The sequence below is a fragment of the Streptomyces sp. NPDC018693 genome, assembly GCF_044391385.1.
Classification (GTDB): Bacteria; Actinomycetota; Actinomycetes; order Streptomycetales; family Streptomycetaceae; genus Streptomyces.
This window is the reverse complement of record NZ_JBIRZZ010000009.1, coordinates 246,732-263,064: the sequence shown is the minus strand read 5'-3', so window position 1 is coordinate 263,064 and position 16,333 is coordinate 246,732. Positions and strand designations below refer to the sequence as shown.

Here is a 16,333-nt window from a genome sequence, read left to right as displayed (position 1 = left end):
GGAACTTCGGAACCTCGGGAACTCATGATGCGCACAACTGGGCGCTTCGGGGACGCAGTTCGCGGTGGGCGGCGCGCGCGGTGCGGGCGGCGCGTTGACAGGTGTCGGTCGGGATGTTGCTATGAGCGCCGCTCGGGCCGAACCCAGAGCCCCGGAACCAGTCTCAGAGCGAGGAACATGTCGCAGCGGGCCGTGATCATCGTCGGCGGCGGGATCGGTGGGCTCGCGGCGGCTGTCGCGTTGCATCGCCGGGGGTGGCGGGTCGAGGTGCTGGAGAGGGCGCCGGAGTTCGGGGAGATCGGCGCGGGGATCTCGCTGTGGCCGAACGCGCTGCGGGCGCTGGAGGTGCTCGGGCTGGCCGGTGCGGTGCGGGCGGTGGGTGCCGTGGAGGCCGCGGGCGGGGTGCGGGACCGGCGGGGGCGCTGGTTGTCCCGTACGGACAACGCGGAGCTGGCGCGACGCTTCGGGCATCCTCTGGTGGTCCTGCATCGCGCGGATCTGTTGCGGGTGCTCGCCGAGGCGTTGCCGGGGAGCAGTCTGCGGTCGGGGTGTGAGGTGTCGGCGGTGCGGGAGGACGTCGGGGGCCGGGCGGTTGTCGAGCATCGTGGGGGTGAGTCCCGGGCCGAGGTGGTGGTCGGGGCCGATGGGCTGCGCAGCGCCGTGCGCCGCGGGCTGTGGTCCGGGGCGGCCGGGCCGCGGTACGCCGGGTACACGGCCTGGCGGATGGTGACGGAGCCGCTCGCCGGGCCGCCCGCCGAGGGCGCGGCGGTGTGGGGGCGCGGGGAGCGGTTCGGGTACACGGCGCTGCCGGGCGGGCGGATGTACTGCTTCGGCACGGCGTCGGTGCCGGCCGGGTCGGCGGCGGCCTCCAGTGCCGACGAGTACGCCGAGCTGCTGCGGCGGTTCGGGGGCTGGCCTGATCCGGTGCCCGGGCTGCTGGCCGCCGTGCCGTCGGGCGCGGTGCTCCGGCATGACCTGTACGACCTGCCGCCGCTGTCCTCGTTCGTGCGCGGGCGGGTCGCGCTGCTGGGGGACGCGGCGCACGCCATGACGCCCAACCTGGGGCAGGGCGCCTGCCAGGCGCTGGAGGACGCCGTCACCCTCGCCCACTGTCTCGACGGCACCCCGGACGTGCCGGCCGCGCTCGCCTCGTACGACCTGCTGCGCCGCCGCCGGACCCAGGCCGTCGCGCGCCGCTCCGCGCGGCTCGGCGTGCTGGGCCAGCTGTCGTGGCCGCCCGCGGTGCTCCTGCGCGACACGGCCGCCCGGCTGACGCCGACACGGGCGACGCTGCGCTCCATGACGCCGGTGCTCGGCTGGACCCCGCCCGGCGGGAACCGCTGATGCCGGGCACGACGTATCAGCCGGTACGGGCAACGTGATGGAGAACGAGAGCCGCTGATGCCGGACTGGACGTATCACCCGCTGCGCGGCGCGGCCGCTGCCGTGCTCGGTCGGCGGCGTTCGCAGCTGGCCGCGCTACGGCTGCTGGCCGGGATCGGGTCGCGGCCCGGCGGTGCGCGGCTGATCGCCCGGGGGTTCGGGCACCGCCATCCGCCGGCGCGGCTGGCCGGGGAGGTCGCCGGGGTGCCCGTGACCGTTCGGCTGGGGATATCCGTCCCGCCTTCGCTCGCCCGGGACGCGGTGCGCGCCATGCCCCCGCTCGGAGCCGGGGTCGTAGAGGTGGCGCCGGTCTCGGCAGCCGACGTGCAAGCCGTACGGGAGGCCGCTGCCGGTCGCTCGATCCCGGTCCTCGTCCGTTCCGACGACCCGGAGGTCGAGGCCGCGCTCAAGCCCTACGTCGACGGGTTCACCCACACGGACAACGAACCGCGCATCACCCACGGCCCCACCCCGGCAGCCAAGACCGCGCCCAAGCCCCACACCAACAGGCCCACCGACACGGACAACGAGCCAGGCATCACCCACGGGCCCACCCCGGCCGCCGAGGCCACGCCCAAGCCCTACGTCGACGGGCCCACCGACACGGACAACGAACCTCGCAACACCCACGGCCCCACCCCGGCAGCCGAGACCGCGCCCAAGCCCCACACCGACGGGCTCACCCACACGGACAAGACCCCGCTCGAACCCCGCACCGACGTGCTCACCCCCACGGACGACCTCCCCAGCACCATCCGCGAGCCCGCCCCGTCGATCACGGCCGATCACGCCCACGCGGCGCACCCCGCCCCCCGCGTCGTCCGTGTCTCCTCCCCGTCCGTCGCCACCGCAGCCGCCGTGCTGGCGGAGCCGGGCGCCGTGGTGCTCGTCCGGCCGGCCGTGCTCGTCTCCGCCGGACCCGGCTGGTTCGCGCGGGTCGTCGAGGCGGCCACGCCCACGGGCGGGCCCGCGCCCGGGTTGCGGGACGTGGGGTGGGATCCGCGGCGTTGGCCCGCCTGGTGGTGGGCGTTGGTCGTCGGGGCCGGGATGGTGTTCGCCGGGCTGTGTGCCGCCGCGATCACGCTGGGGCCGGTGCTGCTCTGGTACGACCGGGACTACCTCGGGATGACGGTGCACGACCTGCACGCCGTCAACCACCACCTGGTGCACTTCCTCCAGCACGACCGAATCACCATGGCGGGGACGATGGTGTCGATCGGCGCCCTGTACACGGGCCTGGCCGTGGGCGGGATCAGGCGCGGCCTGCCCTGGGCCCGTGAGGTGTTCCTGGTGTCGGGGGCGGTCGGTTTCCCCACCCTCTTCTACTTCCTGGCCACCGGTTTCGTGGAGCCGCTGCACACGGCGGCCGCCCTGGTGCTGTTCCCGATGTTCGTCGCCGCCGTCCGCCGGACCCCGCACGCTCCGCCCCGGTGGCGGCCGGTGCCCGAGGGGCCGGAGCCGGAGCGGCGGCGGGCGCTGGTCGGGCAGTTGCTGCTGATCGTGACGGGGGCGGGGTTGTTCGTCGGTGGGGCGGTGATCTCGGTGGTCGGGCTGACCGGGGTCTTCGTGCCGACCGATCTGACGTTCCTGGGCAGCAGTGCGCGGGCGCTGGAGGCCGTGAATCCGCGGCTGGTGCCGTTCGTCGCGCATGACCGCGCGGGGTTCGGTGGTGCCCTGATGTCCGCGGCGGTGGCGATCGTCCTGCTGAGCGCGTGGGGGTGGCGGCGGGGCGAGAGCTGGGTGTTCTGGACGCTGGCCGTGGCGGCGGCCGCCGGTTTCCTGCCGGCCGTCGTCGTGCACGGCGCGATCCACTACACGGACTTCGTCCACCTGGCGCCGGTGTACTTCGGCATCGCGTTGACGGCCACCGGCCTGCTGCTGGCCCGCCCGTACCTCTGCGCAAGGTCCTGAGACTTTTTCGCCGTTCCGTATATGTATACAACCTCAGTTGTGCGTCCCGACTCTGGTGTTCATGTCAGGACATCCGGTCCACTGTCTCTCTCCCCGCGGTGCCATCCCCTACGCACCAACCCCCGAGAGGCAGGCCGACGCATGACGGAAAGCAACAGCGGCTTCATCAGGGTCCTCGGCAGAGGAGACGTCCTGGCACTGGCCTTCGGTGCCATGATCGGCTTCGGCTGGATCGTTCTGACCTCCGACTTCATCAATGACGCCGGGCCCGTCGGCGCGGCGATCGCCATCACCGCCGGCGGCCTGATCGTCGCCCTGGTCGGGCTGACGTACGCCGAACTGGTCTCCGCGATGCCGCACGCCGGCGGCGAGCACCACTACGCGCTGCGCGCGCTCGGCGCCCGCGGCGCCTTCCTCGCGTCCTGGGCGATGGTCCTCGGATACGTCTCCGTGGCCGCGTTCGAGGCGGTCGCGCTGCCGCACAGCATGGTGAACCTCTTCCCCGACATGCTCGCCGGCCACATGTGGACGATCGCCGACTACGACGTCTACGCCAGCTGGGTCGCCGTCGGTGTGCTCGCGGCCGTCGCGATCACCGCCGTCAACTACATCGGCATCCGCCCCGCCGCCGTCTTCCAGACCGTCGCCGTGCTCTTCCTGCTCTGCGCGGGCGCCGCCCTGCTCGTCGGTGCCTTCAAGGGCGGCTCCACCGACAACATGGACCCGATGATCAACGGCGGCATGGACGGCATCTTCACCGTGCTGGTCGCCGTGCCGTTCCTCTTCGTCGGCTTCGACGTGATCCCCCAGTCCGCCGGCGAGATCAAGCTGCCGTACCGCCAGGTGGGCCGGCTGCTGGTGCTCTCCGTGGTGTGCGCGACCATCTGGTACGTCATGATCATGCTGACGGTGGGCTCGGGCCTGGACGCCGCCTCCCTCGCCCAGGCCAATCTCGCCGCCGCCGACGCCATGAGCGCCCTGTGGGGCAGCGAGGCGATGGGGAACATCCTCGTCATCGGCGGTATCGCGGGCATCCTGACCAGCTGGAACGCCTTCCTCATCGGCGGCAGCCGACTGCTGTACGCCATGGCCGAGTCCCGCATGATCCCGGCCTGGTTCGGCAGGCTCCACCCGAAGTACCGCACCCCCGCCAACGCCGTGCTGTTCATCGGCGCGCTCACCGTGCTCGCCCCGTTCTTCGGCCGGGCCATGCTGGTGTGGCTGGTCGACGCCGGCGGCATCAACATCGTCATCGCGTACGTCGTCGTCGTGCTGTCGTTCCTGGTGCTGCGCCGGCGTGAGCCGGACATGCCGCGCCCCTTCCGCACGCCGGCCGGCCCGGCCGTCGGGGTCGCCGCCCTGGTGCTCAGCCTCGGCCTGGGCGTGCTCTACCTGCCCGGCATGCCCGCCGAGCTGATCTGGCCGTCGGAGTGGGTCATCGTCGGCGCCTGGTGGCTGGCCGGCGCGCTCTTCCTGTGGCGGCTGCCCAGGGTGACTCCCGGCGCCGACGCCGAGCAGCGCCTCATCGAGGCCGTCGGCGCCCGCTGACACCCGTCCGGTGGGCACGAGGGGGCCGCGCATCCCCGGCCGCCCCCTCGTGCCACCGGTATGGTTCCGACCATGGTGATCGCGACGGTGCGTGAGTGGCGTGAAGAGGAAGGGTGGGGCGTGCTCGACTCCCCCGAGACCCCCGGCGGCTGCTGGGGGCACTACTCCAGCATCGAGAAGGACGGCTTCCGCACCCTGTCACCCGGTCAGAAGGTCGAACTCACCTGGGAGGCACCCGGCTTCCAGCAGGACGGGTACGACTACCGCGCGGTGAGCATCCTGCCCCGCCCGTGAGCCTGACGGAGCTGCAGCGCCGCCTGCTCGTCGACGTCCTCGCCGTGGGCACGCCGTACCCGCTGGCGCTCGCCGGCGGCCACGCAGTCGCGGCCCACGGCCTGGTCGACCGCCGCAGCGAGGACCTCGACGTCGCCACCGAGAGTCCCGAGGCCATGGCGGACATCGCCGCCGCCGTGCGCGCGGGACTGGAGCGGCGGGGCTGGCTGGTCGGCGTGCCGGACACGGACCCGCTGTCCGCCCGACTCCCCGTCACCGACCCCGGCACCGGCGAGCGGTGCGAGGTCGACGTCCACAAGGAGGCCCTCTGGCGGCCGCCCGTGGAGGGCGAGTACGGACCGCTGGTCTCCCTCGACGACCTCGTCGGCACCAAGGTCCGGGCCCTGACCGACCGCGGGCTCGCCCGCGACCTCATCGACGTACGGGCGGCCGCGGACCGCTGGAGCCACGTCGAACTGGAGGAACTGGCCCGCCGCCACGCCCGGGACGTCTTCGACCTGACCGACCTCCAGGCCCGTCTGGTCGGCGCGGAGTGGCTCGACGACTCCGAGTTCGCCGCCTACGGCCTCGACGACCTGGCCATCGCCGAACTCCGCCGCTGGGCCCAGGAATGGGCCGACGACATCGCGGAACGGCTCCAGGAGCAGGCCGCCCCGGAGGACGAGTAGTCGGTCCGGCCCCGCCTGCCCGGCGCCACCTGACGGAACCACCTGACGGACCCCACCTGACGGAGCGAACGACGGCGCCAAATGGGCGTATACCGGTATGACTGTTGGTGAATGTGGGCGAGTCTGGCCGAAGCCGGTCCGGGCGTCTGTAGCGTCGCGCCGGAACAGGTCGCTAACAGGTCGCTAGCAGGTCGCTCTGGCAGCCGCGACGTCGAGCAGGAGACCAACACACCGTGAGCACCCCCAACGGATCTCGGACCGCCGCCGACACGGTCGAGGAGTCGTACGAGGACGAGCTGCCGCTGCACCGGAGGCGGCCGGGCAATGTGGCCGTGAAGTGGCTGACCACCACCGACCACAAGACGATCGGGACGCTGTACCTGATCACGTCGTTCGCGTTCTTCGTCATGGGTGGCGTCATGGCGCTGGTCATGCGCGCCGAACTGGCCCGGCCGGGCACGCAGTTCATGTCCAACGAGCAGTACAACCAGGCGTTCACCATGCACGGCCTGATCATGCTGCTGATGTTCGCGACCCCGCTGTTCGCCGGCTTCGCCAACTGGATCATGCCGCTCCAGATCGGCGCACCCGACGTGGCCTTCCCCCGGCTGAACGCCTTCGCCTACTGGCTGTACCTCCTCGGCTCGCTGATTGCCGCGGGCAGCTTCCTCACCCCCGACGGCGCGCCCAGCTTCGGCTGGTTCATGTACGTCCCCCTGTCGGACGCGATCCACACGCCGAACGTCGGCGCCGACATCGCGATCATGGGACTGGCCTTCTCCGGGTTCGGCACCATCCTCGGCGCGGTCAACTTCATCACCACGATCATCTGCATGCGCGCCCCCGGCATGACCATGTTCCGGATGCCGATCTTCACGTGGAACGTGCTGCTGACGGCCGTACTGGTCCTGTTCGTCTTCCCGATCCTGGCGGCCGCCCTGTTCGTCCTGGAGAGCGACCGGAAGTTCGGCTCGCACGTCTTCGACGCGGCCAACGGCGGCGCCCTGCTGTGGCAGCACCTGTTCTGGTTCTTCGGCCATCCCGAGGTGTACATCATCGCGCTGCCGTTCTTCGGCATCGTCTCCGAGATCGTCCCGGTGTTCTCCCGCAAGCCGATGTTCGGCTACTTCGGTCTGATCGCGGCGACCATCGCGATCGCGGGCCTGTCGGTGACGGTCTGGGCGCACCACATGTACGTCACCGGCGGTGTGCTGCTGCCGTTCTTCTCCTTCATGACCTTCCTCATCGCCGTCCCGACCGGGGTGAAGTTCTTCAACTGGATCGGCACCATGTGGAAGGGCAGCCTCTCCTTCGAGACGCCGATGCTCTGGGTGACCGGCTTCCTGGTCACCTTCCTCTTCGGCGGTCTGACCGGCGTGATCCTGGCGTCCCCGCCGATGGACTTCCATGTCTCCGACTCGTACTTCGTCGTCGCGCACTTCCACTACGTCGTCTTCGGCACCGTCGTCTTCGCGATGTTCGCCGGGTTCCACTTCTGGTGGCCGAAGTTCACCGGCAAGCTGCTCGACGAACGGCTCGGCAAGATGACCTTCTGGACGCTGTTCATCGGCTTCCACGGCACGTTCCTGGTGCAGCACTGGCTGGGCGCCGAGGGCATGCCGCGCCGGTACGCGGACTACCTGTCGGTCGACGGCTTCACCGCGCTGAACACCATCTCCTCGATCAGCGCGTTCCTGCTCGGCCTGTCCCTCCTGCCGTTCTTCTACAACGTCTGGAAGACAGCCCGGTACGGCAGGCCGGTCGGCGTCGACGACCCCTGGGGCTACGGCCGCTCCCTGGAGTGGGCGACCTCCTGCCCGCCCCCGCGGCACAACTTCGTCACCCTGCCGCGGGTCCGCTCCGAGTCCCCCGCGTTCGACCTGCACCACCCGCGGATGGCCGCCCTCGGCATGGAGGGCCACGAGCGGCGGACCGACCTGCCGTGAGCACCGAGAAGCGTCGGCCGGACGACGCGGTCCGTGACGGTATCGCCCAGATGGAGGGCTACCTGCTGTGGCAGGGGGAGATCGAGCAGGCCCGCGCCGAGGCCGAGTCCTTCGCGGACCAGCTCGACTGGCTGACCACCGCCCAACGCGAGGCCGTGGTCGACCTCTTCGTCCGCCACCGCCTCGACCTCTCCCACTCACTCCTGCGCCGCACGGCCCGGCGCGCGCTCCAGCTCCGCGAGGAGTACCAGGAGCGCTACGACCACCTCAAACGCCGGCTCTTCGCCGTCGCCCTCGCCCTGGGGGCGGCGGCGGTTTTCGTGAACTGCCTGCTGTTCCAGGTGCTCTGAGATCCGGAAGGACTCCGCAACATTCGATGATCTAGCCCCTACGGAGGGCCGGTCGTCGCGGGTGCTCATGCGGGAAGCCACGAATTCTGCCCATCCATATGACCGATGAGCTCGAGCAATGCTCCCACCCTCCACCCGAACGTTTCGCAACACCCTCCGAAACCGTTGACAGTTGTCAGGGTCAGACCAACACTGTCGCCGTTGACATGGCCCCTCGACGACCGAGGAGGAACCCCCGCACATGAACAACGCACCCGCACGGCGTCTCAAGCTGCTCATCAGCGGCCTCTGCACCACACTGCTGGTCGCCCTGGCCGCCCTGGCGCTGCCCGGCACCGCCAGCGCCGACACGGTCATCACCAGGAACCAGACCGGCACCGACAACGGCTACTACTACTCGTTCTGGACCGACGCGCCCGGCACGGTCTCCATGAACCTGTCCGCGGGCGGCAACTACAGCACCCAGTGGCGCAACACCGGCAACTTCGTCGCCGGCAAGGGCTGGGCCAACGGCAGCCGCCGGACCGTCACCTACTCGGGCACCTTCAACCCGTCCGGCAACGCCTACCTCACCCTCTACGGCTGGATGTCGAACCCGCTCGTCGAGTACTACATCGTCGACAACTGGGGCACCTACCGGCCCACCGGAACCTTCAAGGGCACGGTCACCAGCGACGGCGGCACCTACGACATCTACAAGACGACGCGCTACAACGCCCCGTCCGTCGAGGGCGTCAGGACCTTCGACCAGTACTGGAGCGTCCGGCAGTCCAAGCGGACCGGCGGCACCATCACCACCGGCAACCACTTCGACGCCTGGGCCCGCGCCGGCATGACCATCGGCAGCTTCAGCTACTACATGATCATGGCGACCGAGGGCTACCAGAGCAGCGGCAGCTCCAACATCACCGTGGGCGGCACCGGCGGTGGAGGCGGCGGTGGCGGTGGCGGCAGTTGCTCGGCGACCCTGTCCGCCGGCCAGCAGTGGAGCGACCGCTACAACCTCAACGTCGCCGTCACCGGCTCCAGCAACTGGACCGTCACCATGAACGTCCCGTCCCCCGCCAGGATCCTCTCCACCTGGAACATCACCGCCGGCTACCCCAACGCCCAGACCCTGACCGCCAAACCCAACGGCAGCGGCAACAACTGGGGCGTGACCATCCAGCACAACGGCAACTGGAACTGGCCCACGGTCTCCTGCACCGCCACCTGACGGAGGAGCACCCGATGCGATTCCCCCCGTCAGTCGCGAACCTGGCGGTCGCCGTGACAGCCGTGGCGGGCACCCTCACCGTCGGCGCCGCCGCCCCGGCACAGGCAGCCACCTGCAACGGCTACGTCGGTCTCACCTTCGACGACGGCCCGTCCGGCAGCACCACCGCGCTGCTGGGCGCCCTCAGGCAGAACGGGCTGCGGGCCACCATGTTCAACCAGGGCCAGTACGCCGCCGCCAAGCCGGGTCTGGTCCGCGCCCAGGTCGACGCCGGTATGTGGGTCGCCAACCACAGCTACACCCACCCGCACCTGACCCGGCTGAGCCAGGCGCAGATCGACTCGGAGATCTCCCGGACCCAGCAGGCCATCGCCCACGCGGGCGGCGGCACACCCAGGCTGTTCCGGCCACCGTACGGCGAGACCGACGCGACGGTGAGGTCCGTCGCGGCCAGGTACGGGCTGACCGAGATCATCTGGGACGTGGACTCGCGGGACTGGAACGGGGCGAGCGCCGACGCGATCGTCCAGGCGGCGGGCCGGCTCACCCACGGCCAGGTCATGCTCATGCACGACTGGTCCGCCAACACCCTCGCGGCGATCCCCCGGATCGCCCAGGGCCTGGCCGCCCGCGGCCTGTGCGCCGGGATGATCTCCCCGCGGACGGGCCGCGCCGTGGCACCCGACGGGGGCAGATCCGGCGGAGGTGGCAGCAGTTGTACGGCGCCCCTCCCCGCCGGATCCCGGTGGAGCGACCCGGCCCACGGTCTCCTGTACGGCGACCTGACGGCCTGAGCGGCGAGAAGGGCCGGTTCCTCGGGAACCGGCCCTTTGTCGTCGTGGAAGAGAGTGAGCCGTCAGACGCCGAGGGCGCCCGGGACCTCCTCCGTCACGCCGTTCAGCGGGGAGGTCGGATCGGTGCCGTACGGGCGGGTGATGATCTCCATGCCGTGGCCCGAGGGGTCCCGGAAGTAGACGCCTCGGCCGCCGTCCTCGCGGTTGATGCGGCCGGGGTGGCGGCCGTGCGGGTCGGCCTGGATGGGGGTGGCGGACTCGACGAGGCGGGCGAGGGCCCGGTCGAACTCCTCCTCGGAGACGAGGAAGGCGTAGTGCTGGAAGGGGATCTCGAAGTCGACGGTGGCGAAGTCCAGGGTGACGCCGTTGGACGTGGTCACCGGCAGGAACGGGCCGGCCGGCTCACCGACCTCCAGACCGAGGATCCCGGCGAGGAAACGGGCGGACGTCTCCCGGTCGTTGCTGCAGACGATGGTGTGGTTGAACTCGACTGACATGGGGCTGTGCCTCCACAGGCAGCTCCCGGCACCTCCATGCCTCACCCGACCGGTGACCGGCACGCGATGCCGCCGGGGAGCTTAGAACAGTTCTAGAGCAGGCCCAAGTCCTTCAGCTCCTTGTGCAGATCGGCGCGTGAGCCGTCACCGCCACCGCCATCCCCGCCTTGTGTGGGTGCCGGCTCGATCGCCTTGCCCCCGCGCCGCCCCCGCTCCCGGAACAGCCACGCCCCCAGGACGCCGCCCACCAGGCCGCCCAAATGCCCCAGCCAGCTCACGCCTGGGGTGCCGGGGACCGCCACCGTCAGCATGTAGGCGAAGGAGGCGGCCATGACGATGCCGATCAGCGTGTCGATGAGATGCCGGTCGAAGATGCCGCGGACGACGACGTAGCCGAAGTAGCCGAAGATCAGCCCGCTGGCGCCGACGGTCTCCGCGTCGCCGCGCTCGAACAGCCAGACCGCCATGCCGCTGGTCACCGCGACCAGCAGGGTCAGCCCCAGGAAGCGGGCCACGCCCCGGTACGCGGCGAGGAAACCGAAGATGAACAGCGGGCCGGAGTTGCTCTCGATGTGGGCCCAGCTCCAGTGCAGCAGGGGCGCGGTGAGGATGCCGGGAAGGGTGCGTACCTCGCCGGACTCCACGCCGTAGTCACGGGAGAGGTCGTAGTCGTCGGCGAAGTTCACCAGCTGCACGATCCAGACGACCGCCAGCAGGCCGAACATCACGAAGAACGCCTTGCGCGCCTCCGCGATCATCCGCTTCTCCGGCTCCAGCACCGCCATCGCGCCGACCCCCTCTCCCGCGGCTCCCCCGTCCGCGCGCCGCATCACCTCCTCGAAACTCTACGCCCGTCGGCCCGCCCGCAGAATGCGTGCCGCACGGGCGTCCGGCGCTCAGAGCGTGGCGCAGCCCACCGACACCGGCACGCGGGCCGACCAGCGCTGGGAGATCACGTCGTACGCCTGGGCGTAGCCGTTGTTCGGGCGGCCGTACCGGGAGCAGTCGGTGAGGGGGATCCGCTTGCCGAAGCTGCCGCCGGCGAAGCCCGTGTGGCGGGCGGCGACGACCGTGCCGGACCACAGGAGGCGGTTGTCGCTGTTGCGGCGGACGACGAGGCGGACCTGGCCGAAGTTGTAGTGGTCGCCGTTGAGCTTGATACGCGGCACGTCCGCGTCGCTGGGGATGGTGCAGACGTCGCCGTCGCACTGCCGCGCGGGGTACCACCGCGACTTCCACAGCCGGGCCGACACCCGCCTGTCGTCGGCCAGCCGGTTGTCCCGGCGGGCCTGCTCCCGGACCCGCGGGTCGACGCACACCACGTCACCGCGGTACGCCTCCCGCCAGACGTAGCCGGTGGCGCAGGCGTACGGCCCGTTGCCGCCGTTCCCGGGCTGACGGCGGGCGGCGGCCTGGGCGTTGTCGGCGCGGGCCTGGTCCCGGACCCACGGCTCGACACAGACCCGGTCGCCGGGCCGGGCCTCCCGCCAGACGTAGCCCTGCCGGCAGGTGTCGGGCCCGAAGTCCCCGACCTGCGCGGCGACATCCGCGGCGGCCGCGGGCAGCGCCGCGACGCCGGTGGCGGTGAGCAGCCCGGCGAGAACGGCCACGGCCGCCCGCCTCCCGGACCGGCGCGCGCCGCTGCCGGCGCCGCACTGGACGTGCTGGACATTCTGGACATGACTGTGCTGCATGATTCCCCCCTGGGATGGATCCGCGAGGTCTGCCGCGATCGCGGCGCAAGCGTGATGCGGGGCCGTTCCTGGCCCGAAAGACGGGGCGGCGCCTAGGCTCTGCTGGCCGCGCGGGAGATCGACGCGATACGACACCGCATCGGCGCAGCGACAAACGAACGCGCCATGACGATCCCCCGAGGCCGACCCGCACCCGGCACCTGAAGCCGGAGCCTCAAAAATCCCGCACCCGCCCCCACCCCGGCCATACGCCACAAGTCGTATTCCAGCCACCCCGGGCAGAGGCGACTCCCTGCCCGCGCCTCACGTCCCGTGGCCCGCCGCCTCCACCAGGACCTCTCCCGCCGCCGTCCGGGTGTACAGGACCGACCGTCCGGCCCTGCGGCCCTCCACCAGTCCGGCGTCCTTCAGTACCCGTAGGTGCCGGCCGACCGAGCCCAGCCCCTGCCCGGTCACGGCGACCAGCTGGGTGGTGCTGAGCGGGGTGTCCAGCAGGACCAGGACCGTCGCCCGGGCCCGGCCCAGCAGGGCGCCGAGTGCCGCGGGCACGTCCCGACGGCGCGCGTCGCCCGCCAGGACCCCGGCGCACGGGTACACCACCGCGTACCTCTCGCGCTCCTCCCACGCCACCCACCCCGTCACCGGCGTCACCGGCACGAACACCAGCTCCGCGCCGGAGATCTCCCGCGGCGGATACTCGTGCAGGTTCACCTGGAACCGGCTCTCCCCCAGCCACCGCGTCCCCGGCCGGAGCGAGTCCAGCACCGCCGCCCAGCCACCCCGGCTCACCTGCGCGGTCCGGGCGGTCACATCCCCCTCCAGCACCCTGCGCCGCCGGTCCCAGTACGGCCGTACCGTCTCCTGCCACACCCACTCCAGCAGTACGGCCGCCCGCTCCGGAAGGTCGTCCCGGTGCAGGGCCTCCGGCAGCGGGCCGGCGAGGGACATCCGCAGGTGCGCGCGGGCGTCGGCGGGGTGGGCCGACCGCACCCGGGCGACCCCGTCCGCGAAGCTCTCCCCGTCCCTCGGCGCCGGCGTGAGGAAGTCCGCGAGCCAGAGCCGCCCGAGCCCGGCCCGTACGAGGAGCGCGGTGACCGGGTCGCCCGCGAGCCGCTCCCGGTACGACGGCAGATGCGCGCGCAGCCACTCCGCCTCCCCGGGATGCGCGGGCACGGCGCCGTGCAGCAGCTTCAGGCTCGCGAACGTCTCCGCGACCGGCGACAGCACGAAGCGGCTACGGGCGAGCGTGTCGGCGTTGAGCTGCCACCAACCCATGAGCCCCCCAACCGGCTTTCGCGCCTGAGCGAAACAGTAACCCCGCCCTCCACGCCCCTCCCAGACTCCGTCCATGCGTTACACCGACCTGTTCCGCACCCCGGAGTTCAAGCCCCTCTTCCTCTCCTCCGCCGCCCACACCGCCGCCCAGACCCTGACCGGACTCGCCCTGGGCACACTCGTCTACCGGGCCACGGACTCCCCGCTGCTGGCGGCGGTGAGCATGTTCGGCCCCTCCCTGGCGCAGGTCCTCGGTGCGACCGTGCTGCTGTCGGGCGCCGACCGCCTCTCCCCGCGCGCCGCCCTGACCGGCGTCTCCGCCGCCTTCGCGGCCGGTACGGCGGTACTGGCGGTCCCCGCTCTGCCCCTGTGGGGCGTCTTCCTGATCGTCCTGGCCCAGGGGCTGGTCGCGGCGCTCGGCGGGGGCGTCCGCTGGGGCCTGCTGCACGAGATCCTGCCCGGTGACGGCTATCTGCCCGGGCGTTCGGTCTTCAACGCGATGCACGGGGTCACGCAGATCACCGGCTACGCGACCGGTGGCGCCCTGCTCACCGCCCTCTCCCCGCGCGCCGTCCTCCTGCTCGGCGCCCTGCTGTACGGCACGGCCGCCGCCGTGACCCGCCTGGGCCTTACCCGGCGCCCACCGCGAGCCGAGGGCCGCCCGTCCCCGGCCGAGACCTGGCACACCAACACCCGGCTGTGGTCCTCCCGCCCCCGCCGCCTGACCTACCTGGGCCTGTGGCTGCCCAACGGCCTGGTCGTCGGCTGCGAATCCCTCTTCGTCCCCTACGACCCCGGCGCGGCGGGCACCCTGTTCGCCTGCGCGGCCCTCGGCATGCTGGTGGGTGACGTGACGGTGGGCCGATTCCTCCCACCCCGCACGCGCCGCCGCGCGGCAACCCCTCTCCTGCTGCTCCTGGCCGCGCCGTACACCCTGTTCGTCCTCCGACCCCCGCTCCCCCTGGCCGCCCTCTGCGTGACGGTCGCCTCGGTCGGCTTCGGTGCGAGCCTCGTCCAGCAGGAGCACCTGGTGAGGCTCACCCCGCCTCACCTGACCGGGCATGCCCTGGGGCTGCACTCCTCGGGCATGCTGACGGTCCAGGGCCTGGCGGCGGCGCTGGCGGGCTCGGTGGCTCAACTGACGTCACCGTCCACGGCGATGACACTGACGGCCCTGGCGTCGGTCACGGTGACGCTGACGCTCGCGGATACCATCCGACACATGACCACGGAATCCCCCCTCACCACAGACATAGCCGCGCTCCAGGGCGGCCCCGCCGACCTCGCCCAGTACTCCGGCAAAGCGGTCCTCGTCGTGAACGTCGCCTCCAAGTGCGGCCTCACCCCGCAGTACACCGGCCTGGAGCGCCTCCAGGAGCGCTACGCCGCCCAGGGCTTCACCGTCCTCGGCGTCCCCTGCAACCAGTTCCTCGGCCAGGAGCCCGGCACCGCCGAGGAGATCGCCGAGTTCTGCTCGGCGACGTACGGCGTGACGTTCCCGATGACGGAGAAGGTCGAGGTGAACGGCGAGGGCCGGCACCCGCTGTACGAGCGGCTCGTGGGGTTCGCCGACGCCGAGGGGCACAGCGGCGACATCCGGTGGAACTTCGAGAAGTTCCTGATCGGCAGGGACGGCACCGTCGTCGCCCGCTTCTCCCCGCAGACGGAGCCGGAGGCCGCCGAGGTCGTCGCGGCCATCGAGGCGCAGCTGGGCTGACGCCGGAGGCGGACGAGCTGCTCACCATCGGCGTGTTCGCCGCCCGCGCCCGGCTGTCGGCGAAGGCGCTGCGGCTGTACGACCGCCTGGGACTGCTGTCCCCGGCGTATGTCGACGCGGCGACCGGCTACCGCTACTACCGGCGGCGAGGCGGCCGCGGATCGGCTCGCCGCCTACTGGGCGGACGTGGAGGCGCGGTTCTCGGCGCAGCGGGCGCTCGCCGCGTACCTGCGTGGACGGCTGTCGGGGAAGAGTTCGCAGATGTACGGCACGTTCGAGGTCGGGACCGTCGAGGTGCCCGAGCGGGTGGTGCTGACCGATTCCCGGCACGCTCTCGTGGACGAGCTGCCGACGTGGATCCCGGCCTCGCTGGGCCGCCTCGTGGAGGCGTGCGGGGGCGTGGCCGGCGCGCCGTTCGTCGTGTACCACGCCGAGGTGTCGATGGAGAGCGACGGCCCGGTCGAGACGTGCGTGCCGGTCGCCGACGAGGCGGCGGCGCGGGCGTGGGCGGCGGCACAGCGGGGGAAGGTGCGGGTGCGGGTGGAGCCGACGCGGCGGCTGGCGTTCACCCGGATCACCAAGGCGCAGGTGGCGCACCCTCAGATCACCGCCGGGTACGAGGCGGTGGAGGCGTGGATGAGGCGGGAGGGCTGGGACTACGACGGCCCCTGCCGCGAGATCTACTTCGCCGACTGGGACACGGCGGGCGCCGAGGACCCGGTGTGCGACGTGGCGTTCCCCGTGAAGCCCGGCCAGTAGGGGGTGGGGAGGAAAAGCCGAACCCCCTCGGCAAGGACGGCGATCTTGTCGAGAGGGCTCTGTCGGTGATGACGCGTGGATGCGCTGTTACTTGACCGAGGCCACGAAGCTGCTCCACGCGTCCGCGGGGAAGGTCAGCTTGGGGCCCTCGGGAATCTTCGTGTCCCCGAGTTCCAGCGCCGTCTCGTCGGTCGACCTGACCATGACGCACGCGCCGTTTTGGTTGGTGTACGAGGACGTCGTCCAGTTTTCGGTGACACCCAGGAGAATAGCCATGATCG

At 71.6% G+C, this 16,333-nt stretch carries 14 protein-coding genes and 2 pseudogenes; 11 read left to right on the top strand and 5 right to left on the bottom strand.

The features are described 5' to 3' along the window. Nucleotides 1-177 precede the first annotated feature (177 nt). From ACH5AC_RS24295 to ACH5AC_RS24255, 9 genes and pseudogenes are all read left to right on the top strand, one after another. The gene (locus tag ACH5AC_RS24295; protein WP_398864153.1) at nucleotides 178-1,344 is read left to right on the top strand and encodes an FAD-dependent oxidoreductase; all 1,167 of its coding nucleotides are present in this window, start codon (nucleotides 178-180) and stop codon (nucleotides 1,342-1,344) included. Between the two features lie 57 nt (nucleotides 1,345-1,401). Then, the gene (locus tag ACH5AC_RS24290) at nucleotides 1,402-3,294 is read left to right on the top strand and encodes a hypothetical protein (RefSeq protein WP_398864152.1); all 1,893 of its coding nucleotides are present in this window, start codon (nucleotides 1,402-1,404) and stop codon (nucleotides 3,292-3,294) included. Between the two features lie 141 nt (nucleotides 3,295-3,435). Then, on the top strand, nucleotides 3,436-4,842 hold the full coding sequence (locus ACH5AC_RS24285; protein ID WP_398864151.1) for an APC family permease: 1,407 nt from the start codon (nucleotides 3,436-3,438) through the stop codon (nucleotides 4,840-4,842). Nucleotides 4,843-4,914: 72 nt separating this feature from the next. Next, nucleotides 4,915-5,136, top strand: a complete 222-nt coding sequence (locus tag ACH5AC_RS24280; protein WP_398864150.1) for a cold-shock protein — start codon at nucleotides 4,915-4,917, stop codon at nucleotides 5,134-5,136. Further along, on the top strand, nucleotides 5,133-5,804 hold the full coding sequence (locus tag ACH5AC_RS24275) for a nucleotidyl transferase AbiEii/AbiGii toxin family protein (RefSeq protein WP_398864149.1): 672 nt from the start codon (nucleotides 5,133-5,135) through the stop codon (nucleotides 5,802-5,804). The genes ACH5AC_RS24280 and ACH5AC_RS24275 overlap by 4 nt, the downstream gene beginning before the upstream one ends. A gap of 233 nt (nucleotides 5,805-6,037) precedes the next feature. After that, nucleotides 6,038-7,750, top strand: a complete 1,713-nt coding sequence (gene ctaD / locus ACH5AC_RS24270) for a cytochrome c oxidase subunit I (RefSeq protein ID WP_398864148.1) — start codon at nucleotides 6,038-6,040, stop codon at nucleotides 7,748-7,750. Beyond that, the gene (locus ACH5AC_RS24265; protein ID WP_398864147.1) at nucleotides 7,747-8,100 is read left to right on the top strand and encodes a hypothetical protein; all 354 of its coding nucleotides are present in this window, start codon (nucleotides 7,747-7,749) and stop codon (nucleotides 8,098-8,100) included. Before ctaD ends, ACH5AC_RS24265 begins: the two co-directional genes overlap by 4 nt. A gap of 241 nt (nucleotides 8,101-8,341) precedes the next feature. Then, nucleotides 8,342-9,316, top strand: coding sequence for a glycoside hydrolase family 11 protein (locus tag ACH5AC_RS24260; RefSeq protein ID WP_398864146.1), 975 nt, complete (start codon nucleotides 8,342-8,344; stop codon nucleotides 9,314-9,316). Between the two features lie 14 nt (nucleotides 9,317-9,330). After that, nucleotides 9,331-10,071 (top strand): annotated as a pseudogene (locus ACH5AC_RS24255) (polysaccharide deacetylase family protein); the annotation flags it as partial. A gap of 101 nt (nucleotides 10,072-10,172) precedes the next feature. On the opposite strand, the gene ACH5AC_RS24250 reads toward ACH5AC_RS24255, so the two are convergent. The 4 genes from ACH5AC_RS24250 to ACH5AC_RS24235 form a co-directional block, all read right to left on the bottom strand. After that, nucleotides 10,173-10,607 (bottom strand): VOC family protein, encoded by a 435-nt coding sequence (locus ACH5AC_RS24250; protein ID WP_398864144.1) that lies wholly within the window; start codon nucleotides 10,605-10,607, stop codon nucleotides 10,173-10,175. Nucleotides 10,608-10,699: 92 nt separating this feature from the next. After that, a complete protein-coding gene (locus ACH5AC_RS24245; protein ID WP_398864143.1) occupies nucleotides 10,700-11,437 on the bottom strand; it encodes a rhomboid family intramembrane serine protease in 738 nt (245 codons plus the stop codon). Nucleotides 11,438-11,503: 66 nt separating this feature from the next. Then, nucleotides 11,504-12,301: a hypothetical protein gene (locus ACH5AC_RS24240; protein WP_398864142.1), complete on the bottom strand. Its 798-nt coding sequence runs from the start codon at nucleotides 12,299-12,301 to the stop codon at nucleotides 11,504-11,506. A 303-nt stretch (nucleotides 12,302-12,604) separates the two neighbouring features. Further along, nucleotides 12,605-13,576 (bottom strand): ArsR/SmtB family transcription factor, encoded by a 972-nt coding sequence (locus ACH5AC_RS24235; RefSeq protein ID WP_398864141.1) that lies wholly within the window; start codon nucleotides 13,574-13,576, stop codon nucleotides 12,605-12,607. Between the two features lie 73 nt (nucleotides 13,577-13,649). Here ACH5AC_RS24235 and ACH5AC_RS24230 point away from each other — a divergent pair, with 73 nt between their 5' ends. Together ACH5AC_RS24230 and ACH5AC_RS24225 are read left to right on the top strand one after the other, a co-directional pair. Next, nucleotides 13,650-15,293 carry an MFS transporter gene (locus ACH5AC_RS24230; protein WP_398864139.1) on the top strand — a complete coding sequence of 548 codons (1,644 nt, stop codon included), beginning with the start codon at nucleotides 13,650-13,652 and terminating at the stop codon, nucleotides 15,291-15,293. After that, nucleotides 15,290-16,052, top strand: a pseudogene (locus tag ACH5AC_RS24225) (MerR family DNA-binding transcriptional regulator). The gene ACH5AC_RS24230 and the pseudogene ACH5AC_RS24225 overlap by 4 nt, the downstream one beginning before the upstream one ends. A gap of 87 nt (nucleotides 16,053-16,139) precedes the next feature. Here the strand turns inward: ACH5AC_RS24225 and ACH5AC_RS24220 are convergent. Then, the gene (locus ACH5AC_RS24220; RefSeq protein ID WP_398864138.1) at nucleotides 16,140-16,328 is read right to left on the bottom strand and encodes a DUF397 domain-containing protein; all 189 of its coding nucleotides are present in this window, start codon (nucleotides 16,326-16,328) and stop codon (nucleotides 16,140-16,142) included. Nucleotides 16,329-16,333 lie beyond the last annotated feature (5 nt).

Coding starts and splice junctions, on each gene's coding strand:
- ACH5AC_RS24295 (WP_398864153.1), top strand. CDS start 178: ATGTCGCAGCGGGCCGTGATCATCGTCGGCGGCGGGATCGGTGGGCTC.
- ACH5AC_RS24250 (WP_398864144.1), bottom strand. CDS start 10,607: ATGTCAGTCGAGTTCAACCACACCATCGTCTGCAGCAACGACCGGGAG.
- ACH5AC_RS24280 (WP_398864150.1), top strand. CDS start 4,915: ATGGTGATCGCGACGGTGCGTGAGTGGCGTGAAGAGGAAGGGTGGGGC.
- ACH5AC_RS24290 (WP_398864152.1), top strand. CDS start 1,402: ATGCCGGACTGGACGTATCACCCGCTGCGCGGCGCGGCCGCTGCCGTG.
- ACH5AC_RS24240 (WP_398864142.1), bottom strand. CDS start 12,301: ATGCAGCACAGTCATGTCCAGAATGTCCAGCACGTCCAGTGCGGCGCC.
- ACH5AC_RS24235 (WP_398864141.1), bottom strand. CDS start 13,576: ATGGGTTGGTGGCAGCTCAACGCCGACACGCTCGCCCGTAGCCGCTTC.
- ACH5AC_RS24260 (WP_398864146.1), top strand. CDS start 8,342: ATGAACAACGCACCCGCACGGCGTCTCAAGCTGCTCATCAGCGGCCTC.
- ACH5AC_RS24285 (WP_398864151.1), top strand. CDS start 3,436: ATGACGGAAAGCAACAGCGGCTTCATCAGGGTCCTCGGCAGAGGAGAC.
- ACH5AC_RS24245 (WP_398864143.1), bottom strand. CDS start 11,437: ATGCGGCGCGCGGACGGGGGAGCCGCGGGAGAGGGGGTCGGCGCGATG.
- ACH5AC_RS24230 (WP_398864139.1), top strand. CDS start 13,650: ATGCGTTACACCGACCTGTTCCGCACCCCGGAGTTCAAGCCCCTCTTC.
- ACH5AC_RS24220 (WP_398864138.1), bottom strand. CDS start 16,328: ATGGCTATTCTCCTGGGTGTCACCGAAAACTGGACGACGTCCTCGTAC.